This is a genomic window from Mesorhizobium sp. Mes31 (assembly GCF_024519675.1).
Classification (GTDB): domain Bacteria; phylum Pseudomonadota; class Alphaproteobacteria; order Rhizobiales; family Rhizobiaceae; genus Mesorhizobium.
This window is the reverse complement of record NZ_JALJRL010000025.1, coordinates 62,797-89,171: the sequence shown is the minus strand read 5'-3', so window position 1 is coordinate 89,171 and position 26,375 is coordinate 62,797. Positions and strand designations below refer to the sequence as shown.

Below are 26,375 nucleotides of genomic sequence, written 5' to 3'. Positions count from 1 at the left end.
TCAAACAAAGAGATAGAGCCCCATCCCGATTCCATCGGGATGGAACAGGCTCTAGGCAATTTCCTTGCGGGTCATGGCCGCCAGAAGGACTTCGCGCATTCTCGGCCCACGTCTTCCGGCGTCAGGCCAAGGTCGCGCAACAGGTGATCGTCGATCTCGGCAAGGTCGATCCGCTGCAGATAGCGGTCATACCACCGGGCCAGCGTGCTCGATCGGAACCAGGTGACGAACGGGAACGATTGGCGGCTCTCGAACGGTCCGGAGGTGGAAGCGGTTGTCATCGTCGTCTCCTTGATCTGATCGGAGAATAATGATTATCTGACAAGGATGCTTCGATGGAGAACGAACTATGCGTGAAGGCCCCGACATTGCCCGCATAGCCAGCCTGGTCGGTGATCCGGCGCGGGCCAACATGCTGAGCGCCCTGATGGGCGGCACGGCGCTGACGGCGAGCGAATTGGCACTCGAGGCCGGCGTATCGCTGCCGACCGCCAGCTCGCATCTGTCGAAGCTGATGGAGGGCGGCTTGCTGACGCTGGCGAGCCAGGGCCGGCATCGCTACTACGGCCTCGCCGGTCCGCAAGTGGCCGGAATGATCGAAGCCATCACCGGCGTCGCCGCTTCTGTCGGGCCGCAGCGTGTGCGGCCGGGCCCTCGCGACGCGGCCATGCGTGTGGCGCGCGTCTGCTACGATCACCTCGCTGGCGAGCAGGCCGTGGCGATGCTCGACCGTCTTGTCGAAAAAGAGATTATCCTGTGCAACGACCAGGAGATCAGGCTCGGGCCGTCGGCGGCATCGCATTTCGCCGCCATCGGCATCGATGTCAATGCCAAGCCGCGCCGGCCGGTCTGCCGCGCCTGCCTCGACTGGAGCGTCCGCCGCTCGCACCTCGCCGGCACGCTGGGCGCCGCCATCCTCGACAAGATCCTCGCCGAGAAATGGGCGCGCCGCGAGAAGGACAGCCGCGCGGTCATTTTCTCGCCGCCGGGCAAGCAGGCTTTCGAGAAGGTATTTCTGGCGTGAGTACCGGCGCGCGAACCGCGAACTAACCCCGCTTCAACACCTTGGCCTGCTTGAAGAAATCCTTCCACGGATCGGCTTCGGCCAACTTCGCCAGTGTCGTCTTGTCGCCGATCGGGAAAGCGTTCGGCGCCAGTCCGGCCTCGATCTCGGGCCAGGTCACCGGCATCGACACGGTGGCGCCCTTCTTGGCACGCGACGAATAGGGCGCGACCGTTGTCGAGCCCCGGCCATTGCGCAGATAGTCGACGAAGATTTTTCCCGTGCGTGCCTTCTTCGACAGTGTTGCGGTGTAGCGATCGGGGGAAGCCTGTTCGAGTGCCTTGGCGAAATCATGGGCGAAGGTTTTCACCGCGCCCCAATCCGCCGATGGTTTGAGCGGCACCAGGACATGGTAGCCCTTGCCGCCTGATGTCTTGACGAAATTCGGCAGCGACAGCTCGTCGAGCTTGCCCCGGATATCGAGTGCCGCCTCGCGCACCGCCTTGACCTCGACGCCTTCATCGGGGTCGAGATCGAAGATGATCTGGTCGGGCTTTTCCAGTTCGTCAACGGTGCAGCCCCAGATGTGGATCTCGACCACGCCGTATTGGACGAGTGCGGCGACGCCGTCGAAATCCCTGACGAACAGGATCTCCTCGCCGTCCGTCGGGTCCTTCATCCTCGCGATCTTGTCGCTCATGCCGGCGGATGCATGCTTCTGGAAGAAGCGCGGTCCGCCGACGCCGTCCGGCGCCCGCACCAGGCTGAGCGGCCGGTTGACGATGAACTGTTCCATGCGCGGCCAGACCTGCGCGTAGTGGTCGAGTAGGCCCTGCTTGGATATCTTTTCCTCGGGCCACAGCAGCTTGTCGGGATGGGAGAGTTTTACCGTGGTTGTCATCGCCCCGGCAAGCTCGGCGGCGCCGCTCGATGCCGGCTTCGCCTTGGCCGGGCTCTTGCCTGTCGATGCCTTCGGCTTTTCCTGCACGACTTCCTCCGCCGGCTTGTCCTCGCGCAATCCCTGGAACGAGGCATGGCGTATTATACGGTCGGAGGTCCAGCTGCGGAACTCCACTTCGGCGACCAGCTCCGGCTTGACCCAGACCAGGCCCTTGCCCTTCGGCACGGCCTTGTCGAAAGGCGACGATGTTGCCTTCAGCGCGTCGAGCTTTGTCTTCAGGTCGGTGGCGCCCCTGGCGGAGAAGCCGGTGCCGACGCGCCCGGCATAATGCAGCTTGCCGCCCTCGTGATAACCGACCAGCAGCGAGCGCAGCCCGCGCCCGGTCTTTTCCGAAGGCAAATAGCCGCCGATGACGAATTCCTGTCGCGCGGTACACTTCGACTTCACCCATGACGGGCCACGCCCGCTGCGATAGGGCGCGTCGGCACGCTTGGAGACGACGCCTTCCAGCCCCATGCGGCAGGCATGCTCCAGCATGATCTTGCCGGGTTCGGAAAAATGGTCGCTGAAGCGGACCGCCGCATTCTCGGACGGCTTGCCGAGCAGTTCCTGCAAGGCCTGCTTGCGCTCGACCAGCGGCTCGCCGCGCAGGTCTTGCCCGTCGAGGCGCATCAGGTCGAAGACATAGTAGGTGAAGCGATCTGTCCGCTTCGCCGACAGGTCGGCCTGCAGCAGCGCGAAGGAAGAGACGCCGCTTTCGGCCAGCACGACGATCTCGCCGTCGATGATGGCGTCGCTGCATTTCAGCGCTGCCAGTTCCGCGACGACCTCGCTGCCGAATTTTTCCGTCCAGTCGAGGCCGGTGCGGGTCAGCAGCCGCACGTCTGTGCCGGCGATCTGCGCCTGCATGCGGTAGCCGTCGAACTTCACCTCATGCAGCCAGTCCTTGCCCGGCGGGGCTTCCCGCTCCAGCGTGGCGAGCTGCGGCTCGATGAAGTCGAGGCGCTTGCCGGACTTCACTTTCCCGGCGGCCGGTTTGTTGGAGTGCCAGACGTCGGGCTTCTGGCCCTTCGCGGTCTTGCCCTCGCCGACCTCCTCGACCGTCAGGCCGGACTTCACCGATTCCGGCGCTTCCTTGAGGATATCCTCGCCGGGACGCGCGGCGGCATCGTCGGACTTGATCAGCAGCCAGTTGTCGCGCTTCTCGCCCGCGCGCGGCTTCAACCTGACCAGATGCCAGAGACCGTGCAGCTTGTGGCCGTGCAGCTCGAAGCTGATATGGCCCTTCTTCATCGCCTTGGCCGGGTCGATCTCGGGAACCCAGGTCCCCTCGTCCCAGACGATGACCGAGCCGCCGCCATATTCGCCCTTGGGAATGGTGCCCTCGAATGGAGCGTAGTCGAGCGGATGGTCCTCGACATGCACCGCCAGCCGCTTCTCATGCGGGTCCAGGCTCGGGCCGCGCGTCACCGCCCAGCTCCACAGCACGCCGCCATGCTCGAGGCGAAGATCGTAATGCAGCCGCGTCGCCGCGTGCTTGTGGATGACGAAGATGCCGCCAACACTGCCCTTCTTGCCGAGCGGCACCTTGCCGGCCGGCTCGGACGTCTTCTTGAAATCGCGCTTGGATTGGTACTGTTCGAGCCTGGCCATCTCTGCGTCTCCTCAGGCCGATTTGCGCTTGGGCGCGCCGGCTTTCGGCTTGGCGCGTTTGGCCGCCGGTTTGGCTTTCGCGGACGAAGCCTTCGAGCCTGCATCCGACGACAAGCTCTTCTTCAGCGCGTCGAACAGATTGACGACATTGGAAGGCTTGGGCGCGGCTTCGGCCTTGGGTGCCTTCTTGCCGGCCTTCTTGGCGCGGATCAGTTCGAGCAGGGCGTCCTCGTATTTGTCGTCGAATTTCGACGGATCGAACTTCGCCTTCTTCTTGTCGATGATCAGCTCGGCCAGATCGGTCATCTCCTGGTCCGTCTTCACCGCCTTGATATCGCCGAACACGGTGTTTGGCTGGCGCACCGTGTTGTCGTAGCGCAGCGTCGTCAGCACCATGCCCTTGCCCAACGGTTCGATGACCACCGGCCGTTCGCGCTGATAGAGCACGATGCGCGCCAGCCCGGCCATCTTTTTGCCAGCCATCGCATCGCGGATGACGGCGAACGCTTCCTCCGACACCGCGTCGGCCGGCGCGACATAATAGGGCGTGTCGAGATAGATCTGCTGGATCGAGGATTTGTCGACGAAGCCGTCGAGGCTCATCGTGTGCGAGGACTCGATCTGCACCGCTTCGATCTCGTCTTCCTCGATGTGGACGAAATCGCCGTCGCTGACTTCATAGCCCTTGACCTCGTCGCCGTCGCCGAGCGGTTTGCCGGTTTGCGCATCGACATAGATGCGTTTCACCGTATTGCCGGTCTTGCGGTTCAGCACCCGGAACGAGACCTTCTCGGTATGGGTGACAACGTTGGTCAGTTCGACGGCACAAGTGACCAGCGACAGCTTGAGATAGCCCTTCCAGGCCGGACGCGGCGCCATGACATTTTCCCTTCAGGATGCAGATGAAGGTGAGAACGGACAGACACCGCTCCAGTTCCGCCGCCGCGTGATGATCCGCATGCCGGGCGCCGCGCCGGATTCGGGCAGGCAAGCACGGACATTTCGTGGCGGCGGCAAAATTGAAACAGAACCGCGCGCAGGCGACATTCAAACGAAACATATGTGATGCAAAAGTCACACTGGGCGGAATGGTGACAAAAGGCGCGGAAACACCCCGAATCAGCCGCATTCCGGCCACGAAGCAGGGCCTTTTCGACCAGAAATTAACATCACGTTCACCGACTATTCACGCCTCGATGCTATCGTTCTCGCAAATCGGAAGGGACATCCGAAAATCGGGACAGGGACAGGTAAAATGAACTTCCTCGCGCACCTCATCGGCTATGCCGCCGCCATCCGCGAATTCGTCGCGCCGACCTATCGGCCCGAGCGCTATTACATGCGCGGCCCCGGCCCGGCCTGCGCTCGTCGCGGCAATTCGCTGGGCGCACACTGATCATGACCTTCGAGAGCCGTCACGACAGCCGCATCTGCAGGCCAGCGGCCGAATCCCGCGCCACGACCTATCGCGCCGAGCGGCCCGCTCTCGTCGACAGACGGCGTGCGACATCGCCACGTCTTTGATGCCGCCTCTGGCTGGCCTAGTGTCTTCAGACACGAGCAGCCGAGGCCCGCGTGAGCGACCTTCCCAAGTCAAATTGGCCCAAGTCAAATCGGCCTAAGTCAACCCGTCCCCCCGAGCCCTTCGATGCACGCCATCCGCTGATCGTCTTCGATGGCGTCTGCGTGCTGTGCTCCGGCTTCGTCCGCGTGGTGGTCCGGCTCGACCGCCAAAGCCGCTTCCGCTTCGCCACCGCGCAGTCGCCGTTCGGCCAAGCGCTGTTCAGCAAACACGGGCTGCGGACGGACAGCTACGAAACCAATCTCGTTCTGGTCGACGGCGTCGCCTTCACACGGCTCGACAGCTTCGTTGCCGTCATGTCGGAACTCGGCTGGCCCTGGCGGGCAGCCAGGGTGCTGTTGCTGCTGCCGCGCCCGCTTCGCGACTGGCTCTACGATCGCATTGCCAAGAACCGCTACGCCCTGTTCGGCAGGAAGGACAGTTGCGAGGTCCCTTCCGCCGAGATGCGGGAGCGGTTTCTTGGCTAAGATTGGCTCTGGGGGGAGCAGCGGATGAAACTTCTCATTGTCGGCGGCTACGGAACCTTTGGCGGCCGCATCGTCCAACTGCTGGAGAATGAGCCGCGCCTGACAGTGATCGTTGCCGGCCGCTCGCTGGCCAAGGCGGAGGCCTGGTGCGGGGACCGCGGCGGTGTCGCTGCCCAGCTGGTGCCGGCGGTGTTCGACAGGGATGGCGACCTTGCCGCGCAACTGGCGTCGCTGCGCCCCGACGCGCTGGTCGACGCCAGCGGCCCGTTCCAGGCCTATGGCGAGGGTCGCTATCGGCTGATCGAGGCCTGCATCGCCAAGCGCGTCAACTATCTCGATCTCGCCGACGGATCGGATTTCGTCGCCGGCGTGCCGGCTTTCGATGAGGCAGCCAGGCAAGCTGGGCTGTTCGTGCTCTCGGGCGTTTCCAGTTTTCCGGTGCTGACGGCGGCGGTGGTGCGCCGGCTGTCGTCGGATATGACGCGGGTCGACATGATCAGAGGCGGCATCGCACCGTCGCCCTATGCCGGCGTCGGCGGAAACGTCATCCGCGCCATAGCGGGCTACGCCGGCCAGCCGGTCGAGCTGGTGCGCGACGGCATCAAGACGCAAGGCCATCCGCTTACCGAGCAGATGCGCTACACCATTGCGCCGCCGGGCCGGGTGCCGCTCAACGACACGCTGTTCTCGCTCGTCGATGTGCCGGACCTGCGCGCGCTGGCGGAACTCTGGCCGCAGGCGAAAACCATCTGGATGTGCGCTGGACCGGTTCCTGAAATCCTTCATCGCGCGCTGATCGGCCTTGCCTGGCTGGTGCGGGTCGGGCTGGTCGGCTCGCTGTCGCCGCTCGCTCCGCTGATGCACTGGGCGACCAACCAGCTGCGCTGGGGCGAGCATCGCGGCGGCATGTTCGTTGAAGTCATCGGTGCCAGCCAGGCTGGGGCGCCGGTCAAGCGCTCATGGCATCTGCTGGCGGAAGGCGATGACGGGCCATTGATCCCGTCGATGGCGGTCGAGGCGCTGGTGCGCAAGGCGCTGGACGGTCATGCGCCCGTGGCTGGCGCGCGGGCAGCGGTTGGAGATCTCGAGCTTGCCGACTACGAGGCCCTGTTTGCAGCCAAGACGATCCATACCGGCTTTCGCGACGACACGGACGCCAACCCGGACAGATCGCTCTATGCCGTCCTGCTCGGCGATGCCTGGCAGCGTCTGCCCGAGGAAATCCGAGCCATGCACGACCGCACGAAAATGGCTGAAGGTCGCGCCAATGTCGAGCGCGGATCAAACATCCTTGGCCGGCTAACGGCATCGCTGGTCGGTTTCCCCAGGGCGAACACCGACATCCCGGTTCGTGTCCGCTTCGACGTCGACAGGAATGGGGAGACATGGACGCGGACTTTCGGCAAGCACAGCTTTTCCAGCCGCCAGTTCGCAGGTCGGGGCCGCTCGCATCGCCTGCTTTGCGAACGCTTCGGACCACTGAGCTTTGCCATGGCGCTGGTGGCCGAGGAGGGAAGGCTGTCGCTTGTCCTGCGCCACTGGAGCCTGTTGGGCCTGCCGCTGCCGATGTGGCTCTGCCCGCGCTCGACATCCCACGAAACCGTCGAGGGCGGCAGCTTCCGGTTCCATGTCGAGGTCTCGCATCGGCTCACCGGGTTGATCGTGCGCTATCGCGGCTGGCTGGAACCAGCGGGTTCGCAAGGTTCCAGCACGATCGTGCCGCCGGCCTCTTCGCCAAGTTCGCGGCAGCCCTGAGCCGTGCACAGCGTCCAACCCGCGCCTGTCGCGCCGGAGGCTGCGAGCACGACACGACGCTGCGGATTGACCTTGGGCGCATAGACCCACCAGCCGTCTCGCAGCACCGCGCCTTCCGGCGGTTCCATGCCGGCGCCAGAACCCTTGATGCGGGCCTCGACCACATGCAGGCCGGAAGGCAGCACTTTCCAGTCCTCCTCCCAGCGGGTCCGTTCCACCGAATGCGTCCAGGACAGCGTGAAGGCGGCAATGGAGAGCGTTACCGTCTTGCCGGCGGCCAGGATGCACAGGCTCATGCGGAACGATTTCTTTGCTTGAGCATGATCTCTGGACAAACGAAACCGTTTGTCCGAGAAAACCGGATCCTACTTTTCGGGATCATGCCCTGGTGGACGCCTGCCGTGCGCGCCAGCAGTGCCAGCCGATCCAGACAAGCGACAGCACCCAGCCGGCCTCGTCGGTAAGCGGCACTGCGGCGACCAAAAGCACGCCGGCGGCGAAGGCGACAAGCCGTTCCCACCAGGCCATGCGGCGGGCGAGGAAGCCGACGGCGGCAGCACCCCACAGCACGATGCCCATGCACGCCTTGACGACGATATAGGCGACCTCCACGGGATAGCCGAACTGGGCGGCGATCGGCCCGGCATCCTGCAGCATCAGCGCCGGCGTGTAGACCGCCATGAACGGCACGACGAAACCGGCAATGGCGAGCTTGGTCGCCTGGATGCCGATCTTCAGGCCGCTCTCCTTGGCCATGGGTGCCGCCGCGAAGGCGGCCAGCGCCACCGGCGGCGTCAGGTCGGCCATGATGCCGAAATAGAAGACGAACATGTGGCTGACCACCAGCGGCACGCCAAGCGACAGCAGCGCCGGCCCGGCCAGCGACGAGGTGATGATGTAGTTGGGAATGGTGGGGATGCCCATGCCGAGCACCAGGCAGGTCAGCATGGTCAGCACCAGCGACAGGAACAGATTGTCCTCGCCGATCGAGATGATCCAGCCGATGAAGGTCGAGGCGATGCCGGTCAGCGTCAGCGTGCCGATGACGATGCCGACGATGGCGCAGGCGATGCCGACCGGCAGCGCGTTCTTCGCCCCTTCAGCGAGCGACTCCACGCATATTTGCAGCGTCTCGCGGCCACCCTTGAAAGTGAAGCAGGCGGCGACGAGCGCCGCGATGACAAGGCCAAGGATGTTGACGCCGAATTTCATGAACGAGGCGGCGGCCAGCCCGAGCGCCAGCCAGAAGACGACGCGGAAGGCGAGCGGGCCGATCGCTGCCGCCAGCGGCGTGCCGAGGATGAGCACGATGGTCAGCGCCAGGCCCATCGTGCCGGCGAAGATCGGTGTATAGCCGGCGAACAACAGATAGATGAGTGCGGCAAGCGGCAGCACCAGCGGCCAGTGTTGCCTCACCGCGTCCCACGGATTGGGCAGGTCCGCCTTGGCCATGCCGTGCAGGCCGGCCTTGCCGGCCTCCAGATGCACCTGCCAGAAGCAGGCGCCGAAATAGAGCAACGCCGGGATGATCGCGGCCTTGACCACTTCGGCATAGGGAATGTTCAGTGTCTCGGCCATGATGAAGGCGACCGCGCCCATCACCGGCGGCATGATCTGGCCGCCCATCGAGGAAGTCGCCTCGACGGCGCCGGCGAAAGCCGAGCGGAAGCCGAAGCGTTTCATCAGCGGGATGGTGAACTGGCCGCTGGCCACGACATTGGCGACGCCGGAGCCGGAAATGGTGCCCATCAGCGCCGACGACAGCACGCAGACCTGCGCCGGGCCGCCGCGCCAGGTGCCGACAAGGCCAAGCGCGAAATCGTTGAACAGGGCGATCATGCCGGCGCGTTCGAGAAAGGCGGCGAAGACGACGAAGATGAAGATATAGGCGGCCGATACATAGACCGGCGTGCCGTAGATGCCTTCGGTGCCGTAGGCGAAGGTGTCGACGAGCTGGGCGAAATCATAGCCGCGATGGATGAAGGGCGGCGGCAGATGGTTGCCGACGAAGCAGTAGGCGAGGAAGATGAAGGCGATGACGGCAAGCGGCAGCCCCATCAGCCGTCTGGCGGCCTCGAACACCAGCACCACCAGCACCGCGCCGACGATCAGGTCCGGCGTGGTAAGAAAGCCGGAGCGCCGGATGAGGTCGGTATAGAACACCCAGTTGTACAGGCCGGTGCCGAAGCCGAGCACGCCGAGCGCCCAGAACGCAGCCTTGGCCGGCATGCTTTTTGCGCGCAGGTTGGCGATCAGGCCGAAGCCGAGCAGCAGCAGGAAGCCGACATGCATCGCCCGCACGACCTGGCTCGGAATGCTGCCATAGGCGGCGACGTAGATCTGGAAGGCGGAAAAGGCGACGGCAATGGCAAAGGCGGCCTTGCCGGCGATACCGTCGCCGAAGCCCGGCGGCAGCCCTTCCACCTGCTCTTCGGCGACAGGGGCAAGAACAGTCGGCGTTTCCTGATGGGCGTCAGTCATTGGCGGGCTCCTGGCGGGCGGTCCTCTCTCCCTTGATGGGAGGGTGCCGAGCGAAGCGAGGCAGGTGGGGTCGGTTCAGGCCGCGCACTGCCGCAGCGGCCCCAACCGACCATCCGCCTTCGGTGGCTGTCCACCCTCCCGGCGAGGGGGAGGGATGCCCTACTTCAACAAGCCCTTCTCCTTGTAATAACGCTCCGCACCCGGATGCAGCGGCACCGGCATGCCATCGAGCGCCTTGGCCGGGTCGATCGCCTTGGCGGCCGCATGCGCGGCGGCAAGCTGGTCGAGATGCTCGAACATCAGCTTGGTCATCTGGTAGGCGGTCTCATCGGAGACATCGGCGCGGGTGACAAGGAAATTGCCGACGGCGGCGGTGGCGACATCCTCTGTCTGGCCCTCATAGGTGCCTTTGGGAATAACCACCGAGAGATAGGGCGAGCCGATCTTGGCGACGTCCTCGGCCGGCACGGCAACGACATTGATCGGCACGGAGGTGGCGAGGTCGCGGATGGAGGCGACGCCGAGGCCGGCCGATTGCAGCGTGGCGTCGAGCTGCCGGTTCTTGATCAGTTCGACCGATTCAGCGAAGGGCAGATATTCGACCCGGCCGAGATCCTCGTATCTCAGCCCGGCGGCGGCGAAGATGGCGCGCGCGTTGAGTTCGGTGCCGGAGGCCGGCGCGCCGACCGACAGGCTCTTGCCCTTGAGGTCGGCCAGCGTCTTGATGCCGGACTCCTGGCTGGCGACGATCTGGATGTAGTTGGGATAGATGGCGGCGATACCGCGCAGTTTGTCGAGCTTGCCTGGATATCCGGCTTCGGTGTTGCCCTCGGCGGCCAGCTTGACGGAATCGCCGAGTGCGAAGGCGATCTCGCCCTTGCCCTGCTGCAACAGATTGAGGTTCTCGACCGAGGCCTTGGTCGCCTGCACCTGGGTGCGGGCGCCCGCGATGCCCTTGCCGTAGATTTCCGACAGCGCCACACCAAGCGGATAGTAGACACCCGAGGTGCCGCCGGTCAGCACATTGATGAATTCCTGCGCTCTGGCCGAAACAACGCCAAGGCCAAGTGAAAGCGCCATTGCGGCGGCTGCAACAAATTTCGTTCTGAAATGGAACATCCGGTTTCCTCCCTGAAATACTGACGCACCGCCTCCCCGATGCGAACCGGGGTGAGTTTAGACAGCGAGCCGGAAATGCCAACCCGCAATTCTACCCATTAGACGAACGGTTGAGGGGTTCCAGAACGCATGGCCGCTTGCGCGAGACGTCATCGGAGCGGAAAGTTTTTCTCCAGCCTGTCGAAATCGGAGATGGCCGCGCGACATACGTTCGGCCCGCAACGATGCGGCCCTGTAACCACGGGAGATGACCATGCAGTATCTGCTTCTTATCTATTCCAACGAGGCCGCAATGGCAGCAGCACCCAAGGAGGCGGCCGTCCAGATGAGCGCCGCTTACGGCGCCTATACCGAAGCGATGAAGAAAGCTGGCGTGTTCGTTGGTGGCGAGCGGTTGAGGCCGACGTCGGTGGCAACCTCCGTGCGGGTGGCCGGCGGCAAGACCAACGTGCTTGACGGCCCCTACGCCGATACCAAGGAACAGCTTGGCGGCTACTACATGATCGAAGTGCCGGACATGGATGCGGCAATTTCATGGGCGTCGCGCTGTCCCGGTGCCAGCGCGGGCACCATGGAAGTGCGGCCGATCTGGCCGATGGCGGAATACATGACAAAGTATACTGCGTGACCGCTACCGGATCAGATACCGCGCGGGCGGTCGCGGAGGCGGCCGCCCGGCAAAGCTACGGCAAGCTGATCGCCTATCTCTCCGCGCGGTCCCGCGACGTGGCCGCCGCCGAGGACGCGCTGGCCGACGCCTTTGCCGCGGCGCTCGAACGCTGGCCGCGAACCGGCGTGCCTGAAAAGCCGGAAGCCTGGCTGCTGGCGGTGGCGCGGCGGCGCCGCGTCGATGCGGTGCGGCGGCGGCTGACCAGCGAGGCCGGCCGTGACCATCTCAAGCTGATCGCCGAGGAGGTGGAGGCGCGCATGACCGATGAAGATCTGCCCGACGAACGGCTGCGGCTGATGTTCGCTTGCGCCCATCCGGCGATCGAATCGAGCGTGCGGGCACCGCTGATCCTGCAGACCGTGCTGGGCTTCGACGCGGCGGCGATCGCTTCCGCCTTCCTGGTCTCGCCGGCAACGATGGGTCAGCGCCTGGTGCGCGCCAAGACCCGCATCCGCGAAACCGGCATTCCGTTCCGCGTGCCGGAGCGTGCCGAACTCGGCGAGCGGCTGGACGCGGTGCTGGAAGCCATCTACGCGACCTTCGCCGAAGGCTGGTCCGACCCGGCTGGCACCGAGACGCGGCGGCGCAATCTCGCCACCGAAGGCATCTGGCTCGGCCGGCTGGTGGCTTCGCTGCTGCCGGATGAGCCGGAGGCGCTCGGCCTGCTGTCGCTGATGCTGTTTGCCGAAGCGCGCCGCGCCGCGCGGCGCGATGCGGCCGGAGATTATGTGCCGCTCGCCGAGCAGGATTGCGCGCTCTGGGATCACGCCCTGGTCGACGAGGCGGAAGCCTTGCTCGGTCACGCCGCCACCAAGGGCATCATCGGCCGCTACCAACTCGAGGCAGCCGTGCAATCCGCCCATGCGACACGACGGCGGACGGGGCGCACCGACTGGGTGGCGATCCGCGAGCTCTACGACGCGCTGCTTTCGGTCGCGGGATCGCCGGTGGTGGCGATCAACCGCGCGGTGGCGATCGCCGAAGCCGAGGGCGCCGCGGCGGGACTGGCGGCCCTCTACGTGCTGGGAGACGACAAGCGGCTTGATGACTATCAGCCTTATTGGGCAGCCCGGGCGGGGCTGCTGGCCAGGCTGGGTCAGGTGCAGTTGGCGACCGACGCCTATGAGCGGGCGATCGGCCTCGAACGCGATCCGGCGGTGCGCCGCTTCCTGCAGGGGAAACGGGCCGCGCTCCGAAATTGAGCTTCGCCGCCCGTTTCAGATCGGCCACATCTCGTGCGCCGTGTTGAGCTTCTTCATCAGCGGATGGTCGCGCAGCCTGGCCCACAGCCGTTCTATGTTCGGCCAGGCCGTACGCGCTTTGTCGACGTCGGGGTGCCAGGCCACCAGCATGACCAGATAGATGTCGGCCAGCGACATCAGGTCGCCGACCAGCCAGTCATGGCCTTCGAGAGCGGTATCGAGAACGGCAAAGCCGCGGTCCATCTCGGCGACGGCCGCCTGCTTGACCGCCTTCGTGCCGTCGGCATCGGACGTATAGCGGTTCGCGTAGTAGAACCGCAGCACCGCCGGATAGAGAACCGACGACATGAACGCCATCCAGCGTAGGAAGTCGGCGCGGGCGGGCGCGTCGATCGCCGGCGCCAGTCTGGCGTCGGGATGGCGTTCGGCAAGCAGGACGCAGATCGCCGCCGATTCGGTGATCGAGCGGCCATCCGGCAAGGTCAGCACCGGCACCTGGTTCAAGGGACTGATGCCGAGGAAGGCCGGATCGGGCCGGTCCGTCTTCGGCACGTCGATCTGCTCGAAGGGCGCGTTCGCCAGCGCCAGCGCCGCCTCGACGACGAAGCCGCCGCTGCCGGGACGGGTGTAGAGCTTGTACATGAAATCCTCCCCCGGCCCGCTCAAAGCAGGCCGGTGGCGATATGAACCGGAAGCAGGGTTATGCTCAAGCCGGTGGCGGTCGCCACGGGCGGATTTTCAGCGGGCCAGCGAGCCGTGACCGCTCGTTGAAGCTGTCGTCAACCAACATCCAGGCGGCACCTGCGAGATTAGTCGTGACGCCCCTTCGCTTCGTCATCCACGGGCGGAGCAAGGAGCGAAGCGACGCAGCGCAGACCCGAGGATCCATGCCATGACGTCTCAGCGTTGCAACGGTGCAAAATAGACTTTCATCTTGTACCGCTGCATTCCTCGGCCGCGATCACGGCATGGATCCCAGGGTCTGCGCGTCGCTCCGCCCTGGGATGACGAAGGTGCTAGGCCTACGCTCCAGGGCTAAGCTCCCAGCCCCTCGAACAGGATCGTCGACAGATAGCGTTCGGCGAAGGACGGGATGATCACGACAAGGTTCTTGCCCTTGTTCTCCGGCCGTGAGCCGACCACGATTGCCGCCTGCAGGGCCGCGCCCGACGAGATGCCGACCGGCACGCCTTCGAGGCGGGCGACGAGACGCGCATTGGCGACGGAATCTTCGTTCGAGACCTTGACGATCTCGTCATAGATCGTGGTGTCGAGGATTTTTGGCGCAAAGCCGGCGCCGATGCCCTGGATCTTGTGTGGGCCCGGCTGCCCGCCCGACAGCACCGGCGAGGCTTCCGGCTCGACGGCGACGACATGCACCGAGGGCTTGCGCTTCTTCAGCACCTGGCCGACGCCGGTGATGGTGCCGCCGGTGCCGATGCCGGCGACGAAGATATCGACCTCGCCATGGGTGTCGTTCCAGATCTCCTCGGCCGTCGTCTTGCGATGGATTTCCGGGTTGGCCGGGTTCTCGAACTGCTGCGGGATGATCGCGTTGGGGATCGTCGCCGCCAGTTCATCGGCCTTGGCGATGGCGCCCTTCATGCCTTTCGGCCCTTCGGTCAGCACCAGCTCGGCGCCGAGCAGCGCCAGCATCTTGCGGCGCTCGACCGACATTGTCTCCGGCATGGTCAGGATCAGCTTGTAACCCTTGGCGGCGGCGGCGAAGGCAAGCGCGATGCCGGTGTTGCCGGACGTCGGTTCGACCAGCGTGGTCTTGCCGGGAGAAATCTTGCCGGCGGCCTCCAGCGCCTCGATCATCGCCACGCCGATGCGGTCCTTCACCGAGGCGATCGGATTGAAGAATTCGAGCTTGGCGATGAGATTGGCGACGATGCCCTTTTCCTTGGCGAACTTGTCGAGCCGCACCAGCGGCGTATCGCCGATCGTGTCGGTGATGGAGTTGTAGACGCGGCCGCGACCGGGCACGCGGGCGGATGTGACGGGCTTGTTCATTGGTTTCGCTCCCAGAACTTCAGGCAAGTGAGGATTTCAGGCAAGTGGCACTGCAGCCGGCAAGATAGAGCCTTCGGTCGCGCAAGATAGACTGTCGATTGAAAATATCCGAGTGGAACCCGTGTCTAAAACGCCCCAGCACCGGAAAAGCATTTCCCGGAAAAGCCCGTCCCAGGAATATTTTGGCCGAAAGAGCCCTACTGACGGGCGGCGATCGCCGCAGCGGCGCCGACCATGAAGCCGGCGGCGGTGCGGTTCAGCGCCTTGAGCGCGCGCGGCGATTTGAGGAACCAGCGCGCCTTGGCCGCCAGCGCCAGATACGGCACCAGCACCACCAGGAGCACGACGATCGTCAGCGCGACGAGAATGCCATAGTCGGCCAGCGTGATGGTTTTCAGGTCGACGATGGTCGGCGTGATGGCGAGATAGAAGATCATCGTCTTCGGATTGCCGAGCGTGACGGTGAGACCGGCGACAAAGCTCGACAGAAGCCCGCCCTTGCCTTTCCTCGCCTCGACCGTCTCGGGCGTGATGCCGCTGTTCCAGAAGCGCCAGCCAAGGAAGGCGAGATAAGCGACGCCCAGCCATTTGATGGCGAGAAAGACCATGCCGAAGGTCTGCGCGACAAAGGCAAGGCCAAGCACCACGGCGGTCAGGTAGGTGAGGTCGCCTAGCATCAGGCCGAAGGACATTGCCAGCGACGAGCGGAAACCCGACCCGAGCGCACGCGCGACGAGCGCGGTGATACCGGGGCCGGGAATGGCGGCGGCGATGCCGAGGGCGGCACTGTAGGCGAGGAAACCGGTAAGGGTCATGGCGAATGGTCTCGGATCAGAATGCCTTGTCGCATGAAACGGACTAGGCTTGAATTCCCTGGGGTCGGATTCCATTGCACCAGATATCGCCGCGACACTCGCGGGCCCCTCAACCGGCCGCTTCGCGGCCACCTTCTCCCTCCGGGAGCAGGATCAGGAACGAGCGCCGCCATAGGTGACGCGCCAGATGGTGCCGTTGCCATCTTCGCTGACGATCAGCGCGCCGTCGCTCGCCACCGCCACACCGACCGGTCGTCCCCACACCTCGCCGTTGGAGATGACGAAGTCGGTGATGAAATCCTCGTATTCGCCGGTCGGTTTGCCATCCCGAAACAGCAATCGGACGACCTTGTATCCGGTCCTGTTGCCGCGGTTCCACGAACCGTGCAGGGCCACAAAAGCGTCGCCCTGATACTCCTTTGGGAAATTCTTCCCGTCGTAGAAGGCGATGTTGAGTGGCGCCGAATGCGCCTGCATCAGCACATCGGGAAGGGTCGCCTTGCCGGCAAGGTCGGGGCGTTCGCCCTTGTGGCGCGGATCCTCGTTGTTACCGATATAATACCAGGGCCAGCCATAGAAGGCGCCCTGCTTGACGACAGTTGCGTATTCGGACGGCACATTGTCGCCCAGCGCATCGCGCTCGTTGACCACGCACCACAGCGCGCCGGTCGCCGGCTGAACCGTCATGCCCGAACAGTTGCGCAGGCCGGTGGCGACGATACGGCCATTCTTGCCGTCTGGATCGAAGGCCAGCACATCGGCACGGCCATCCTCGGAACCCCAGGCGGCACCCAGCGGCTTCGATTTCGCCCACGCCGCGAGCCCACCCTGCGGCGCCTTACCCATGTCCTCGGCGGCATTCGATCCCGAGCCGACCGACAGATAGAGCGTCTTGCCGTCCGGCGAGAAGACGATGTCGCGGGTCCAGTGATGATTGGCAGGGATGTTGTCGACGATGGTTTCCGGGCCGCTGGCGGCCTTCAGGTCACCATTGCGGTAGGCAAAGCGCACGATGCTGTCGCTGTTGGCGACATACACCCATTGCGGGTCGTTGCCCGGCGGGTAGAAGGCAATGCCGTAGGGCTGGTCGAGGTTGCCGGCGAAGATGCCGTCCTTGGTGGGCTTGGCGCTGCCCTCGCCGAGGCGATAGACGCGGACCTGGTTGGCTTCGCTGTCGGCGACGAACAGGTCGCCGTTCGGCGCGACGCGCACGACGCGCGGATTGTCGATGCCCGACGCGACCAGTTCGGCCGAAAAGCCCGGCGGCAGTTGCGGCTTGGCGCCTGCCGGCCTTTCGGCTAGGCCGGCGCTGTTCGAAGCGGATTTGGTGACGTAGGGCTTCGGCAGGTCTTCCGGCCTGATCAGGCGGCGCACCCCCGGCCTGTCGGCACGCCAGTCGCCGAAGGCGGCCGCCCCCTTCAGAACCGGCTGATCCGCCTGCTGGGCGAATGCCGCGGTGGTGAGGAACAGTGCGGGAAGCACCAGCCCGGCCAATCGGATCATTCTGTCCTCCACCTGGTCATGAAGGAAAGTAACGGCCGGTTTGCTCGTGGGTTCCGCCTCGCACGATGAGTTGAAGGACGTGACGATCCGATTTCGGGCTCAGCTCCCGGCGGCGTAGAAATCGTCGTCGAGACGTTTTTCCAGCGCGACGAGATCGGCCGGCAGCGGCAGGCCCATGGCGCGCATCTCCCGCAGCTTTTCGCGCAACTGTTCCTGGATTTCGTGCTGGTCTTCCGGCTGGTTGACCATCTCCTCCAGCAGCAGGCTGATCCGGGCCTTGAGTTCTTCGAGCGCCATTATTTTTCTCCTCGGCAGCCTGTTTCGATTTTAGGACCAAGGTGTAGAGATTCAGGTCAGGCCGAGCCGAAAATGGTGGTTTCCGAGAACCGGAGCGGAGCGTACCTTTGTACGTGAGCACCGGAAGCGCTGGAAACTGCCGTTTGCAGGCCGGCATCACCTGAATCTCTACACCTTAGCATAGCATGCGGGAAATCAGCTGCGCCGTATAGTCGACCATCGGCACGATGCGGGCATAATTCAGCCGGGTCGGACCGATCACGCCAAGCGCGCCAACGACGCGTGCATCCTTGTCGCGATAGGGCGCGACGACCAGCGACGAGCCCGACAGCGAAAACAGCTTGTTTTCCGAGCCGATGAAGATGCGCACGCCCGACCCCTCCTCGGCAAGGTCAAGCAGCTGGATCAGCCCATCCTGCGTTTCCATGTCCTCGAACAGGTGCCGCAGCAGTTCAATGTCGGCCTGGGCGGTGACGTTTTCGAGCAGATTGGCGCGGCCGCGCACGATGAGCCGCGCCGGCAGGCCGCTGTCGGCGCCCGCCCACACGGCCAGCCCCTTTTCGACCAGGTCCTGCGACAGCGTGTCGAGCGCCGCCCTGGTCTCTTCCTTGATGCGGGCGATCTCCACCCGGGCCTCGGCCAGCGTTCGGCCACGGATATGGGCGTTGAGGAAATTCGACGCCTCATGCAGTTGCGAGACCGTGATGCCGGCGGGCAGGTCGACAACGCGGTTTTCGACGTCGCCATTCTGCGAGACCAGCACCGCCAGCGCCTTGGTCGGCTCGAGCTGGATGAATTCGATGTGCTTCAGTGCCACTTCGTTCTTGGCGGCAAGCACCAGGCCGGCGCCGCGCGACATGCCCGACAGCATCTGGCTGGCCTCGGTCAGCATGTGTTCCAGCGTCGCGCCCGAGCCGGACGCCCGCACCTGCGCTTCGATGGTGCGGCGCTCCTCGTCGGAGAGGTCGCCAAGCTCCATGAAGGCGTCGACGAAGAAACGCAGACCCGCCTGGGTCGGCAGCCGTCCGGCGGAGATGTGCGGGGCGTAGATCAGGCCGAGATGCTCGAGGTCGCTCATCACATTGCGGATGGTGGCGGGCGACAGCGAGGACGGCAGGATGCGCGACAGGCTGCGTGATCCCACCGGTTCCCCGTCCCTGAGATAGGAATCGACGATGCGCCGGAAGATGTCGCGCGAGCGCATGTCCAGCGCCTGAAGTACCGGCGATTGAAGCGTGGGCGACTGCGAACTGGGATCGACGGCCTTGGTCATTGCGGGCAAAAAACCTCCGTATCAAGGATATAGACTTCACCACGGCCCGCGCAACCCGGTGTCTGTGCCAGATCACCCGGTGTCTGTGTGGGTCTTCAGGCCATTTTCCTTTGCGCCATGCGTCCCATGCGGCTACAAGCCGGCCAAGATTCCGAAAAATGACAAGAAAGCAGCCTGAATGCGCCCTTCCAAACGCCAATTCGACGAAATGCGCGCCATCTCCTTCGAGCGCGGCGTCTCCAAGCACGCCGAAGGTTCGTGCCTGGTGAAGTTCGGCGACACCCATGTCCTGTGCACGGCAAGCCTCGAGGAAAAGGTGCCGGGCTGGATGCGCAATTCCGGCAAGGGCTGGGTGACGGCGGAATACGGCATGCTGCCGCGCTCGACCGGCGAGCGCATGCGCCGCGAGGCTTCCGCGGGCAAGCAGGGCGGCCGCACGCTGGAAATCCAGCGGCTGATCGGGCGCTCCTTGCGCGCCGTGGTCGACCTGCAGGCGCTGGGCGAACAGCAGATCACCGTCGACTGCGACGTCATCCAGGCCGATGGCGGCACCCGCACCGCCTCGATCACCGGCGGCTGGGTAGCGCTGTACGACTGCCTGCGCTGGATGGAAGCGCGGCAGATGGCCAGCGTCGCCAAGGTGCTGAAGGACCATGTCGCGGCCATTTCCTGTGGCATCCATGACGGCCAGCCGGTCATCGACCTCGATTATCTTGAGGATTCCGCGGCCGGAACCGACGCCAACTTCGTCATGACCGGCAAGGGCGGCATCGTCGAGATCCAGGGCACCGCCGAGGGCGAGCCGTTCTCCGAGGAACAGTTCGCGGAATTGATGGGATTGGCCAAGAGAGGCATCCAACGCCTGGTCAGCCTCCAGCAGATGGCGGTGGCCTAGGACCGAAATGCCGAGCTTGAGCACCCCCCTCTGCCCTGCCGGGCATCTCCCCCTCAAGGGGGGAGATTGGATGTCATCTCGGCCTTTGCCAATCGCCAGCACCGCAGGGCACGCGGCACCGTTGAAGCTGCCAATCTCCCCCCTTGAGGGGGAGATGTCCGGAAGGACAGAGGGGGGCGTCTCGTGACACCTTCAGCAATCCTGGAATCGGCTCTCTACGTCACCGACCTTGACGCCGCTGAGAAGTTCTACACCGGCGGGCTTGGACTTCACCTCCTCGGCAAGGTCGAGGGCAGGCATATCTTCTTCCGCTGCGGCCCCGGCGTGCTGCTGGTCTTCAATGCCGAGGCGACCAGGGTGCCGCCGGCGCCCGACGCCCGGCTGCCGGTGCCGCCGCACGGCGCGGTCGGCGAGGGCCATCTCTGCTTTGCGGCGACCGCCGTGGAAATCGCCGGCTGGAGAGCCCATCTCGAGGCCAAGATGATCGCCATCGAAAGCGAATTCGAATGGCCGCAAGGTGGACGTTCGATCTATATACGCGACCCCTCGGGCAATTCGATCGAGTTCGCCGAGCCAAGAATCTGGGGCCTTTGATGCATTCTCTCGATGGAAAGAAGATCGTCGTCGCCAGCCACAATGCCGGCAAGCTGCGCGAATTCGCCGACCTGATGGCGCCGTTCGGCTTCGAAGCGAAATCGGCCAAGGAGTACGGCCTGCCGGAGCCTGACGAAACCGGCACCACCTTCGAGGAAAACGCCTACATCAAGGCGCTGGCCGCCGCGAAGGCCACCGGCCTGCCGGCGCTGTCGGATGATTCCGGCCTGTGCGTCGACGCGCTCGACGGCGCGCCCGGCGTCTACACCGCCAACTGGGCCGAAACCCCGGATGGGTCGCGCGATTTCGGCATGGCCATGCAGCGCACCGAAGTGGCACTGCAGGAAGTCGGCGCCGCCTCGGCCGAACAGCGCAAGGGGCGCTTTGTCGCCGTCATCTGCCTGGCCTTCCCCGACGGTGACGCCGAATATTATCGCGGCGAGGCCGAAGGCACGCTGGTCTGGCCGCCGCGCGGCGAACTCGGCTTCGGCTATGACCCGGTGTTCCTTCCGAATGGCTTCGACAAGACTTTCGGCGAGATGAGCGCCGAGGAAAAGCACGGCTGGAAGCCCGGCCAGGCCAAGGCGCTGTCGCACCGCGCCCGCGCCTTCCAGAAGTTTGCCGAAGCACGATTGAATCTGGCCAGATTGGGATCGACATGAGCATGCTGCTCGACCGGACGCCCGGCTTCGGCGTCTATATCCATTGGCCGTTCTGCGCGGCCAAATGCCCCTATTGCGACTTCAACAGCCATGTTCGCCACCAGCCAGTCGACCAGGAGCGCTTTGCCGCCGCCTTCGAGGCGGAGCTGGCGACAATGCGCCAGCGCACCGGGCCGCGCGAGGTGACCAGCATTTTTCTCGGCGGCGGCACGCCGTCGCTGATGAAGCCGGAAACGGTGGCCAGGGTCCTCGACGCGGTGGCGAAGAACTGGACCGTTCTGGATGGCATCGAGGTGACGCTGGAGGCCAATCCGTCCTCGGTCGAGGCCGAGCGCTTCCGTGGCTATCGGGCGGCCGGCGTCAACCGTGTCTCGCTCGGCGTGCAGGCGCTGAACGACAAGGATCTGCGCTTCCTCGGCCGGCTGCACAATGTCGAGGAAGCGCTGCATGCGATCGGGCTCGCGCGGGAAATATTCCCAAGGCTATCCTTCGACCTGATCTACGCGCGGCCGGGCCAGACGCCGGAGGCTTGGGCATCGGAGCTCGAACAGGCGATCGGCCATGCCGCCGATCATCTGTCGCTCTACCAGCTGACCATCGAGGAGGGCACGCCCTTCCACGCGCTGCATGCGGCGAAGAAATTCGTCATTCCCGACAACGACCATGCCGCCGACCTCTATGCGCTGACACAGGAAATCACCACGGCGCACGGCCTGCCCGCCTATGAGATTTCCAACCACGCCAGGCCGGGCGCCGAAAGCCGGCACAATCTGACCTACTGGCGCTATGGCGAATATGTCGGCGTCGGCCCCGGCGCGCATGGCCGCTTCGTCGAAAACGGCCGCCGCACGGTGACGATCGCCGAGCGGATGCCGGAAACCTGGGCCAACCTGGTCGAGGCCAAGGGCCATGGCGTCACCGGCGGCGAGATCCTGACCCGCTCCGAGGAGGCCGACGAGTTCCTGCTGATGGGTCTGCGGCTGGCCGAAGGCATCGACCTCTCCCGCTATGAAGCGTTTTCAGGACGTGGGCTGTCGAGCGCGCGGCTGTCGATGCTGCAGGGCGAGGGGCTGGTTGCGCCGATCGGCAATGCCCGCCTGCGCGCCACCCCTGCCGGCATGATCGTGCTCGATGCCGTGGTGGCCGATCTGGCGCGGTAAGCATGATCCCGAAAAGTGGAAGCCGGTTTTCGGATAAGATTATGCTTGAGTAAAAAGCCTTGAAGAACGTCCTCTTCGTCTGCAGCCAGAACCGCTTGCGCAGCCCGACGGCCGAGCAGGTGTTCTCCAGGCGCCGCGATATCGAGGTCGCGTCGGCGGGAACCAACCACGATGCCGACACGCCGCTGACGCATGAGCTGGTGGCCTGGGCCGACATCATCTTCGTCATGGAAAAGGCGCACCGTGCCAAATTGCAGAAGAAATTCAAGGTCAGCCTGAAGGCCAGGGTGATCTGTCTCGATATTCCGGACGACTATGAGTTCATGGATCCTGACTTGGTGCGGATTCTCGAGGCTAAGGTGCAGCGGTTTCTGGGGTGACGAATGGCTTGCCGCGCATGCCTGGCGATGAAGCATCAGCCACCGCGCAATCCGAACTGGATTCTACTTCAAAGAAGAAATCCTGATGGCGAAAATCGCCGCCGTCCTCCCAGGATTGTTGCGTGAGGCCGCAGCCTGCATAGGAAAACACGTCGATCTTTGTCGCCCTCGGCGCCTGTATCCATTGTTCGCCAACCTTATGGAACATGTAGTGCGAGGTGGCTGGATCGTTCGAGCGCATATGCAAGTGGATGCCGGGCATTGCGAATTGCCGATCAATGTCCAGTTGCAGATAGGCGGCCGAAAGGTTTTCGATGGTTATCCAGTCGTGGCTGGAAATAGGCCGGTTGAGCGCCGGGTAGCGAATTCTTGCGAATTCGCGTTCTTCAGTCTCGCCGACCAGCGTCCCTCGCAGCGAAAGCGTTTTGCCAAAGAGGCCACTGGCTGCCGTTGCCCTGAACTTGATCGTTCGTGGGATTTGGGAGGGTGATGAAGAGCCGGCCTGTGCGGATTGCGGCGCGACGTGCGATTGTGAGTCGCGGACGAGAGACGTCGCATGATTCCGGGTATCAGCTAAGGATGTGGAGGCGATAAGGCCAACGGCAAGCGCTAATATTCGTGGACCAACCAGCGTTTCAGCCCCGTTGCGCTTCAATTTTTGTGAGCTATCTCGTCAAGCGTCGTGCTTGTGGCGGTGTTTGGCGCGGTCTTTCTCGGCGTGCGGCTCTCCAGCGCGAACCGGCTTGGCGTCGACCTTGTCGCGGCGGGCGCGGTGCTGGTCGCCTATCGGGTGCGATGGAACGCCCTCGCGAGCGCTTTTTGTTTCAAGACGGGTGATGAAAATGTCGAAGCGATTGGGCATCGTCCGGTCAGTGCTCCGTCGTGCTGTCGGTTTCGGTGTCGGAAAGCCTGATATCCGCTGGCGGGGCGATTGCGGCCAGCTCTTTGGTCACGCTGTTTTCGGTCCTGGCAGGCAGGCGCCTGTCCTTGGGCGCGGCAAAGCGTTTGCGGCCGGCATAGTAGGGCGTGAAAGCGTCCTGTATCTTCAGGCTGTTCATCCTGTCCTCCTGCGGAATCAGGGGCAAAATCTGCCAAACCCGGTTTCGTTCCCTACTGTGGCAAAGGAATGGCGGGAATTTCACTTCGCTCGACGCTTTTGCAACCGGGCGTGAGCCGTGCCAAACAGGACCGAACGGAGAAGGCATCAGTGACCGGCGAAACGGGCAAGCGCAGCTATGTGGTCGGGCAGACCGAGATCGCGGCCCGTCCGCTCGAACCGGCGCTATATCTGGTGGCGACGCCGATCGGCAACCTGGCCGACATCACGCTGCGCGCGCTGGAGACGCTGGCCGCCGCCGACATCGTCGCTTGCGAGGACACGAGGGTGTCGCGCGTGCTGCTCGACCGCTATGGCATTCGCCGCCGCACCACGGCCTATCACGAGCACAATGCCGGCGAGGCCGGGCCGAAACTGATCGCGGCACTGCAAGCCGGACAGAGCGTGGCGCTGATTTCCGACGCGGGCACGCCGCTCGTGTCCGATCCAGGCTATCGGCTGGTCGGCGAGGCGCTCGACTATGGCATTCGCGTCGTGCCGATCCCGGGTCCGTCGGCGCCCCTCGCGGCGCTGACGGCCTCCGGCCTACCCTCCGACGCCTTCCTGTTCGCGGGGTTTCTGCCGGTGAAGACAGGCCAGCGGCTGACGCGGCTGGAAGCCTTGAAGGCCGTGCCGGCGACGCTGATCTTCTTCGAATCGCCGCGTCGGCTGGCCGAGTCCCTCGCCGCCATGGTCGAAGCGCTCGGCGGCGGCCGAAAAGCCGCGATCGGCCGGGAATTGACCAAGACTTTCGAGGAGATGCGCACCGGCACGCTGCAGGCTCTTGCCGACCACTACGCGGCCGCCGACACGCCGAAGGGCGAGATCGTCGTCTGTGTCGGCCCGGCCGAGGCCAAGGCTGACGAGCCGGCCGACATCGATCGTCTGCTGTTGTCGCTCGCCGCCGAAATGCCGGCCTCCAAGGCAGCGGCCGAAGCCGCGAAGATGACCGGCGGCCAGAAGCAGGCGCTGTATCGGCGGCTGCTGGAGCTCAAGGACAGACCATGATCCCGAAAAGTGGAAACCGGTTTTCCCCGACAAACGGTTCCGTTTGTCCAGAGATCATGGTCAAACAAAATTCCGGAGAAGGCGACGGTGGCTGAGCGCCCGAGTGCCAGCCGCCAGAAGGCTTACCGGCGCGGCCATCGCGGCGAATGGCTGGCCGCGGCGGCGCTGATGCTGAAAGGCTACCGGATTCTCGCGCGCCGCCACCGCACGCGCTTCGGCGAGATCGACGTGATCGCTCGGCGCGGCGATCTGGTGCTGTTCGTCGAGGTCAAGGCGCGCCGCACGCTGATCGAAGCCATGGAGGCGATCGGCCATGAATCGGAACGCCGCATCGAGGCGGCAGCCGACATCTGGCTCTCTCGTCAGCCCGACTATGGCAAGCTGTCGATGCGTTTCGACATGGTCGCGGTGCTGCCGTGGCGCTGGCCGGTGCATGTCGAGAACGCGTTTTATGGAAGGAATTGAGGGGCAGCCCCTCCTCGTTTCGTCATCCACGGGCGGAGCAGGAGCGAAGCGACGTCGCGGAGACCCGAGGATCCATGCCGCGACCTTCAAGCGCTTCTACGGTGCAGAAAATGGATGATCAAGGACCGCGCCTAGAAATGGCTATTCTCGGCCTCTGTGTCCTTCGGCGGCCGTCGCGGCATGGATCCTCGGGTCTGCGCCGCGTCGCTACGCTCCTTGCTCCGCCCGTGGATGACGAAATCCAGGAGGCTTCGCGGGTCACTCCTCACCCCCAGACCATCAACGCCACCAGACCGACGATCCCCACCACCAGCCGCCACCAGCCGAACAGCGCGTAGCCATTGCGCGATACGTAATCGAGCAGGTAGCGGACCACGACAAGTGCCGTGACGAAGGCAGCGACGAAGCCGATGGCGATGATCGGCAGGTCGGCGCTGCTCAGCACGTTGCGGTTCTTGAACAGGTCGAAGGCGAAGGCGCCGACCATCGTCGGAATGGCGAGGAAGAAGGAAAACTCGGCCGCCGCCCGCTTGTCGACGCCCAGAAGCAGCGCGCCGACGATGGTCGATCCCGAGCGCGATGTGCCGGGGATCAGCGACAGGCATTGGAAAAGCCCGATCTGCAGGTAAAGCCGGGTCGGGAAGCGTTCGACGTCGCGGTAGACCGGTTTGAGGTTCATGCGGTCCACCGCCAGCAGGACGACGCCGCCGATGATCAGCATGATGCAGATCAGCCGCGGCGATTCGAACAGCACCGTCTTGATGAAATCATGCGCCAGCGCGCCGATGATGGCCGCCGGCAGGAAGGCGATGAGGATGCCGATGACGAAATGCCGGGTCAGCCGGTCATGCGGCAGGTCGAGCAGCATCTGCCACAGGCGGCGGAAATAGACGCTCAGGATGGCAAGGATGGCGCCGAGCTGGATCAGGATCTCGAAGGCCTTGCCGGTCGAATGGAAGCCGAGGAAATGGCCGGCGAGCAGGATATGGCCGGTCGAGGACACCGGGATGAACTCGGTCAGCCCTTCCAGCAGGCCGAGCAGCAAGGCTTCGACGATGGTCTGGCTTTCCATGGCTACCTCGGCTTTGGCGTGACGGCTGACAGAACGGTTTGCTTGTCATGGCCTGCAAGTCCCCCTATAGGTCGCAACACCATGACGGCCCGCTAACCGGGCGGCCAAGACTTACCGGTGCGCCCGGCGATTCGCCAGTGTGGCAATCCGGAATTCGCCATACCTGGGAGAAGCGCGGTGCGCGAATTCCGGATTTCTGAGCCACACTGTTCACTCCAAGTTTCTGGTGTGGTTTGGATTTGAAGTTCCTGAGCGCTGATGCCATTGAGGGGGCAGGAACTTCAATTCAACCACACCAGTGCGCTT

29 protein-coding genes and 1 pseudogene are annotated in these 26,375 nt (G+C 64.4%); 15 read left to right on the top strand and 15 right to left on the bottom strand.

Features of this window, described 5'->3' with window-relative positions:
- Window positions 1-71 precede the first annotated feature (71 nt).
- Window positions 72-281 carry a DUF1127 domain-containing protein gene (locus tag NR193_RS29640; RefSeq protein ID WP_256754240.1) on the bottom strand — a complete coding sequence of 70 codons (210 nt, stop codon included), beginning with the start codon at window positions 279-281 and terminating at the stop codon, window positions 72-74.
- Window positions 282-349: 68 nt separating this feature from the next.
- Between NR193_RS29640 and NR193_RS29635 the strand changes: the two genes are divergently transcribed.
- Window positions 350-1,024: a helix-turn-helix transcriptional regulator gene (locus tag NR193_RS29635; protein ID WP_256754239.1), complete on the top strand. Its 675-nt coding sequence runs from the start codon at window positions 350-352 to the stop codon at window positions 1,022-1,024.
- 22 nt (window positions 1,025-1,046) lie between these two features.
- Here NR193_RS29635 and ligD read toward each other — a convergent pair whose 3' ends face one another.
- Window positions 1,047-3,557, bottom strand: coding sequence for a DNA ligase D (gene ligD / locus NR193_RS29630; protein ID WP_256754238.1), 2,511 nt, complete (start codon window positions 3,555-3,557; stop codon window positions 1,047-1,049).
- A gap of 12 nt (window positions 3,558-3,569) precedes the next feature.
- Complete coding sequence (locus tag NR193_RS29625; RefSeq protein WP_256754237.1) at window positions 3,570-4,436, bottom strand: Ku protein; 867 nt, start codon at window positions 4,434-4,436, stop codon at window positions 3,570-3,572.
- On the opposite strand from NR193_RS29625, the gene NR193_RS29620 reads away from it, so the two are divergent.
- The 4 genes from NR193_RS29620 to NR193_RS29605 all read left to right on the top strand — a co-directional run bounded on the left by NR193_RS29620 (window position 4,435) and on the right by NR193_RS29605 (window position 7,361).
- The gene (locus NR193_RS29620; protein ID WP_256754236.1) at window positions 4,435-4,623 is read left to right on the top strand and encodes a hypothetical protein; all 189 of its coding nucleotides are present in this window, start codon (window positions 4,435-4,437) and stop codon (window positions 4,621-4,623) included. The genes NR193_RS29625 and NR193_RS29620 overlap by 2 nt on opposite strands.
- A gap of 189 nt (window positions 4,624-4,812) precedes the next feature.
- Window positions 4,813-4,953, top strand: a complete 141-nt coding sequence (locus NR193_RS29615) for a hypothetical protein (protein ID WP_013528645.1) — start codon at window positions 4,813-4,815, stop codon at window positions 4,951-4,953.
- A 179-nt stretch (window positions 4,954-5,132) separates the two neighbouring features.
- Window positions 5,133-5,606: a DCC1-like thiol-disulfide oxidoreductase family protein gene (locus NR193_RS29610; protein ID WP_256754235.1), complete on the top strand. Its 474-nt coding sequence runs from the start codon at window positions 5,133-5,135 to the stop codon at window positions 5,604-5,606.
- 24 nt (window positions 5,607-5,630) lie between these two features.
- Window positions 5,631-7,361, top strand: a complete 1,731-nt coding sequence (locus NR193_RS29605; protein ID WP_256754234.1) for an SDR family oxidoreductase — start codon at window positions 5,631-5,633, stop codon at window positions 7,359-7,361.
- On the opposite strand, the gene NR193_RS29600 is transcribed toward NR193_RS29605, so the two are convergent.
- From NR193_RS29600 to NR193_RS29590, 3 genes are all read right to left on the bottom strand, one after another.
- Window positions 7,274-7,657 (bottom strand): DUF1850 domain-containing protein, encoded by a 384-nt coding sequence (locus tag NR193_RS29600; RefSeq protein ID WP_256754233.1) that lies wholly within the window; start codon window positions 7,655-7,657, stop codon window positions 7,274-7,276. The genes NR193_RS29605 and NR193_RS29600 overlap by 88 nt on opposite strands.
- 82 nt (window positions 7,658-7,739) lie before the next feature.
- Window positions 7,740-9,842, bottom strand: a complete 2,103-nt coding sequence (locus NR193_RS29595) for a TRAP transporter permease (RefSeq protein WP_256754232.1) — start codon at window positions 9,840-9,842, stop codon at window positions 7,740-7,742.
- A 159-nt stretch (window positions 9,843-10,001) separates the two neighbouring features.
- Complete coding sequence (locus NR193_RS29590) at window positions 10,002-10,961, bottom strand: TAXI family TRAP transporter solute-binding subunit (RefSeq protein WP_256754231.1); 960 nt, start codon at window positions 10,959-10,961, stop codon at window positions 10,002-10,004.
- Between the two features lie 253 nt (window positions 10,962-11,214).
- Here NR193_RS29590 and NR193_RS29585 point away from each other — a divergent pair, with 253 nt between their 5' ends.
- Together NR193_RS29585 and NR193_RS29580 are read left to right on the top strand one after the other, a co-directional pair.
- Window positions 11,215-11,589, top strand: coding sequence for a YciI family protein (locus tag NR193_RS29585; protein ID WP_256754230.1), 375 nt, complete (start codon window positions 11,215-11,217; stop codon window positions 11,587-11,589).
- The gene (locus NR193_RS29580; RefSeq protein WP_256754229.1) at window positions 11,586-12,833 is read left to right on the top strand and encodes an RNA polymerase sigma factor; all 1,248 of its coding nucleotides are present in this window, start codon (window positions 11,586-11,588) and stop codon (window positions 12,831-12,833) included. The genes NR193_RS29585 and NR193_RS29580 overlap by 4 nt, the downstream gene beginning before the upstream one ends.
- A 15-nt stretch (window positions 12,834-12,848) precedes the next feature.
- Here NR193_RS29580 and NR193_RS29575 read toward each other — a convergent pair whose 3' ends face one another.
- The 6 genes from NR193_RS29575 to hrcA all read right to left on the bottom strand — a co-directional run bounded on the left by NR193_RS29575 (window position 12,849) and on the right by hrcA (window position 18,737).
- Window positions 12,849-13,475, bottom strand: a complete 627-nt coding sequence (locus NR193_RS29575) for a glutathione S-transferase family protein (protein ID WP_256754228.1) — start codon at window positions 13,473-13,475, stop codon at window positions 12,849-12,851.
- A 393-nt stretch (window positions 13,476-13,868) separates the two neighbouring features.
- The gene (cysK, locus tag NR193_RS29570; RefSeq protein WP_256754227.1) at window positions 13,869-14,849 is read right to left on the bottom strand and encodes a cysteine synthase A; all 981 of its coding nucleotides are present in this window, start codon (window positions 14,847-14,849) and stop codon (window positions 13,869-13,871) included.
- 197 nt (window positions 14,850-15,046) lie between these two features.
- On the bottom strand, window positions 15,047-15,664 hold the full coding sequence (locus NR193_RS29565) for a LysE family translocator (RefSeq protein WP_091575827.1): 618 nt from the start codon (window positions 15,662-15,664) through the stop codon (window positions 15,047-15,049).
- Between the two features lie 153 nt (window positions 15,665-15,817).
- Complete coding sequence (locus tag NR193_RS29560) at window positions 15,818-17,167, bottom strand: sorbosone dehydrogenase family protein (protein ID WP_256754226.1); 1,350 nt, start codon at window positions 17,165-17,167, stop codon at window positions 15,818-15,820.
- 99 nt (window positions 17,168-17,266) lie between these two features.
- Complete coding sequence (locus NR193_RS29555) at window positions 17,267-17,464, bottom strand: hypothetical protein (RefSeq protein ID WP_091576205.1); 198 nt, start codon at window positions 17,462-17,464, stop codon at window positions 17,267-17,269.
- Window positions 17,465-17,639: 175 nt separating this feature from the next.
- The gene (gene hrcA / locus NR193_RS29550; RefSeq protein ID WP_256754225.1) at window positions 17,640-18,737 is read right to left on the bottom strand and encodes a heat-inducible transcriptional repressor HrcA; all 1,098 of its coding nucleotides are present in this window, start codon (window positions 18,735-18,737) and stop codon (window positions 17,640-17,642) included.
- Between the two features lie 178 nt (window positions 18,738-18,915).
- Here hrcA and rph point away from each other — a divergent pair, with 178 nt between their 5' ends.
- The 5 genes from rph (at window position 18,916) to NR193_RS29525 (ending at window position 22,428) form a co-directional block, all read left to right on the top strand.
- Window positions 18,916-19,632, top strand: a complete 717-nt coding sequence (gene rph / locus NR193_RS29545) for a ribonuclease PH (protein WP_256754224.1) — start codon at window positions 18,916-18,918, stop codon at window positions 19,630-19,632.
- A 183-nt stretch (window positions 19,633-19,815) separates the two neighbouring features.
- On the top strand, window positions 19,816-20,226 hold the full coding sequence (locus tag NR193_RS29540; protein ID WP_256754223.1) for a VOC family protein: 411 nt from the start codon (window positions 19,816-19,818) through the stop codon (window positions 20,224-20,226).
- Window positions 20,226-20,888, top strand: coding sequence for an RdgB/HAM1 family non-canonical purine NTP pyrophosphatase (rdgB, locus tag NR193_RS29535; protein WP_256754222.1), 663 nt, complete (start codon window positions 20,226-20,228; stop codon window positions 20,886-20,888). The genes NR193_RS29540 and rdgB overlap by 1 nt, the downstream gene beginning before the upstream one ends.
- Window positions 20,885-22,048: a radical SAM family heme chaperone HemW gene (hemW, locus tag NR193_RS29530; protein ID WP_256754221.1), complete on the top strand. Its 1,164-nt coding sequence runs from the start codon at window positions 20,885-20,887 to the stop codon at window positions 22,046-22,048. The genes rdgB and hemW overlap by 4 nt, the downstream gene beginning before the upstream one ends.
- Window positions 22,049-22,107: 59 nt before the next feature.
- Complete coding sequence (locus tag NR193_RS29525) at window positions 22,108-22,428, top strand: low molecular weight protein tyrosine phosphatase family protein (protein ID WP_256754220.1); 321 nt, start codon at window positions 22,108-22,110, stop codon at window positions 22,426-22,428.
- On the opposite strand, the gene NR193_RS29520 is transcribed toward NR193_RS29525, so the two are convergent.
- The gene (locus NR193_RS29520; protein WP_256754219.1) at window positions 22,403-23,083 is read right to left on the bottom strand and encodes a hypothetical protein; all 681 of its coding nucleotides are present in this window, start codon (window positions 23,081-23,083) and stop codon (window positions 22,403-22,405) included. The genes NR193_RS29525 and NR193_RS29520 overlap by 26 nt on opposite strands.
- 21 nt (window positions 23,084-23,104) lie before the next feature.
- Between NR193_RS29520 and NR193_RS29515 the strand changes: the two are divergent.
- Window positions 23,105-23,218: pseudogene (locus NR193_RS29515) on the top strand (transporter); the annotation flags it as partial.
- Window positions 23,219-23,297: 79 nt separating this feature from the next.
- Here the strand turns inward: NR193_RS29515 and NR193_RS29510 are convergent.
- On the bottom strand, window positions 23,298-23,486 hold the full coding sequence (locus NR193_RS29510) for a hypothetical protein (protein ID WP_256754218.1): 189 nt from the start codon (window positions 23,484-23,486) through the stop codon (window positions 23,298-23,300).
- Window positions 23,487-23,635: 149 nt separating this feature from the next.
- On the opposite strand from NR193_RS29510, the gene rsmI reads away from it, so the two are divergent.
- A complete protein-coding gene (gene rsmI / locus NR193_RS29505) occupies window positions 23,636-24,532 on the top strand; it encodes a 16S rRNA (cytidine(1402)-2'-O)-methyltransferase (RefSeq protein WP_256754217.1) in 897 nt (298 codons plus the stop codon).
- An 87-nt stretch (window positions 24,533-24,619) separates the two neighbouring features.
- Window positions 24,620-24,997, top strand: a complete 378-nt coding sequence (locus NR193_RS29500; protein ID WP_256754216.1) for a YraN family protein — start codon at window positions 24,620-24,622, stop codon at window positions 24,995-24,997.
- Window positions 24,998-25,262: 265 nt separating this feature from the next.
- Here the strand turns inward: NR193_RS29500 and NR193_RS29495 are convergent, their stop codons facing one another.
- On the bottom strand, window positions 25,263-26,069 hold the full coding sequence (locus NR193_RS29495) for an undecaprenyl-diphosphate phosphatase (protein ID WP_256754215.1): 807 nt from the start codon (window positions 26,067-26,069) through the stop codon (window positions 25,263-25,265).
- Window positions 26,070-26,375: the final 306 nt, after the last annotated feature.

What these genes read in the sequence shown, in the direction of transcription:
- NR193_RS29640 (WP_256754240.1), bottom strand. Translation starts at nt 281, where the DNA reads ATGACAACCGCTTCCACCTCCGGACCGTTCGAGAGCCGCCAATCGTTC.
- NR193_RS29635 (WP_256754239.1), top strand. Translation starts at nt 350, where the DNA reads ATGCGTGAAGGCCCCGACATTGCCCGCATAGCCAGCCTGGTCGGTGAT.
- ligD (WP_256754238.1), bottom strand. Translation starts at nt 3,557, where the DNA reads ATGGCCAGGCTCGAACAGTACCAATCCAAGCGCGATTTCAAGAAGACG.
- NR193_RS29620 (WP_256754236.1), top strand. Translation starts at nt 4,435, where the DNA reads ATGACATTTTCCCTTCAGGATGCAGATGAAGGTGAGAACGGACAGACA.
- NR193_RS29625 (WP_256754237.1), bottom strand. Translation starts at nt 4,436, where the DNA reads ATGGCGCCGCGTCCGGCCTGGAAGGGCTATCTCAAGCTGTCGCTGGTC.
- NR193_RS29615 (WP_013528645.1), top strand. Translation starts at nt 4,813, where the DNA reads ATGAACTTCCTCGCGCACCTCATCGGCTATGCCGCCGCCATCCGCGAA.
- NR193_RS29605 (WP_256754234.1), top strand. Translation starts at nt 5,631, where the DNA reads ATGAAACTTCTCATTGTCGGCGGCTACGGAACCTTTGGCGGCCGCATC.
- NR193_RS29600 (WP_256754233.1), bottom strand. Translation starts at nt 7,657, where the DNA reads ATGAGCCTGTGCATCCTGGCCGCCGGCAAGACGGTAACGCTCTCCATT.
- NR193_RS29595 (WP_256754232.1), bottom strand. Translation starts at nt 9,842, where the DNA reads ATGACTGACGCCCATCAGGAAACGCCGACTGTTCTTGCCCCTGTCGCC.
- NR193_RS29590 (WP_256754231.1), bottom strand. Translation starts at nt 10,961, where the DNA reads ATGTTCCATTTCAGAACGAAATTTGTTGCAGCCGCCGCAATGGCGCTT.
- NR193_RS29585 (WP_256754230.1), top strand. Translation starts at nt 11,215, where the DNA reads ATGCAGTATCTGCTTCTTATCTATTCCAACGAGGCCGCAATGGCAGCA.
- NR193_RS29575 (WP_256754228.1), bottom strand. Translation starts at nt 13,475, where the DNA reads ATGTACAAGCTCTACACCCGTCCCGGCAGCGGCGGCTTCGTCGTCGAG.
- cysK (WP_256754227.1), bottom strand. Translation starts at nt 14,849, where the DNA reads ATGAACAAGCCCGTCACATCCGCCCGCGTGCCCGGTCGCGGCCGCGTC.
- NR193_RS29565 (WP_091575827.1), bottom strand. Translation starts at nt 15,664, where the DNA reads ATGACCCTTACCGGTTTCCTCGCCTACAGTGCCGCCCTCGGCATCGCC.
- NR193_RS29560 (WP_256754226.1), bottom strand. Translation starts at nt 17,167, where the DNA reads ATGATCCGATTGGCCGGGCTGGTGCTTCCCGCACTGTTCCTCACCACC.
- NR193_RS29555 (WP_091576205.1), bottom strand. Translation starts at nt 17,464, where the DNA reads ATGGCGCTCGAAGAACTCAAGGCCCGGATCAGCCTGCTGCTGGAGGAG.
- hrcA (WP_256754225.1), bottom strand. Translation starts at nt 18,737, where the DNA reads ATGACCAAGGCCGTCGATCCCAGTTCGCAGTCGCCCACGCTTCAATCG.
- rph (WP_256754224.1), top strand. Translation starts at nt 18,916, where the DNA reads ATGCGCCCTTCCAAACGCCAATTCGACGAAATGCGCGCCATCTCCTTC.
- rdgB (WP_256754222.1), top strand. Translation starts at nt 20,226, where the DNA reads ATGCATTCTCTCGATGGAAAGAAGATCGTCGTCGCCAGCCACAATGCC.
- hemW (WP_256754221.1), top strand. Translation starts at nt 20,885, where the DNA reads ATGAGCATGCTGCTCGACCGGACGCCCGGCTTCGGCGTCTATATCCAT.
- NR193_RS29510 (WP_256754218.1), bottom strand. Translation starts at nt 23,486, where the DNA reads ATGAACAGCCTGAAGATACAGGACGCTTTCACGCCCTACTATGCCGGC.
- NR193_RS29495 (WP_256754215.1), bottom strand. Translation starts at nt 26,069, where the DNA reads ATGGAAAGCCAGACCATCGTCGAAGCCTTGCTGCTCGGCCTGCTGGAA.